The sequence below is a fragment of the Gilliamella sp. GillExp13 genome, assembly GCF_001690815.1.
GTDB classification, from domain to species: domain Bacteria; phylum Pseudomonadota; class Gammaproteobacteria; order Enterobacterales; family Orbaceae; genus Gilliamella; species Gilliamella bombi.
On sequence record NZ_LZHJ01000137.1, the window covers coordinates 1 to 505 of the forward strand.

The following is a 505-nucleotide window of genomic DNA, read 5'->3' on the forward strand; positions in this document are numbered from 1 at the left end:
ACGATTTATAACACCGAAAGACCGCATGAGGCATTAAATAACATGACACCGATTGAGTATAAAACACTAAAACAAGCAGCTTAATTTTCTACGTGAGTTGTGTACTAAGTTTGGGGCATTTACAAGCGTCCAATCAATCTATAACTATCTTTATCAAAATAAAGCGCGCTATGAACAATTCAAACCTTATCTAAGGCGAAAAGGCAAAGCCTATAGGCATTGTAAGGCACCGAGTATTAAAGAAGGAGACCGCCGTTATAAACGGTCAATTAAACAACGTCCAAGTTATGTAGAAAGCCGGAAAACGCGAGGACATTGGGAGGGCGATACGATTATTAGCCATAAAGACAAGCAAGCATTGGTGACATTAGTTGAACGCAAAACAGGGCTAGTATTAATTGGGCGCCTCAATCAACGTACCGCCTCCGAAACGAGAGATATGATAATAAAATTGCTAACGCCGTTTAAAAAAATGGTTAAAAGCATCACCTTTGATAATGGAACC

At 39.4% G+C, this 505-nt stretch carries 2 protein-coding genes; both read left to right on the forward strand.

Annotated elements, in window-relative coordinates; all coding sequences use genetic code 11:
- The first annotated feature begins 3 nt into the window (after positions 1–3).
- A complete protein-coding gene (locus A9G37_RS13675) occupies positions 4–84 on the forward strand; it encodes an integrase core domain-containing protein (protein ID WP_141670356.1) in 81 nt (26 codons plus the stop codon).
- A gap of 13 nt (positions 85–97) precedes the next feature.
- Positions 98–505: IS30 family transposase (locus A9G37_RS09830; RefSeq protein ID WP_141671167.1), on the forward strand; the 408-nt coding region annotated here is incomplete at its 3' end.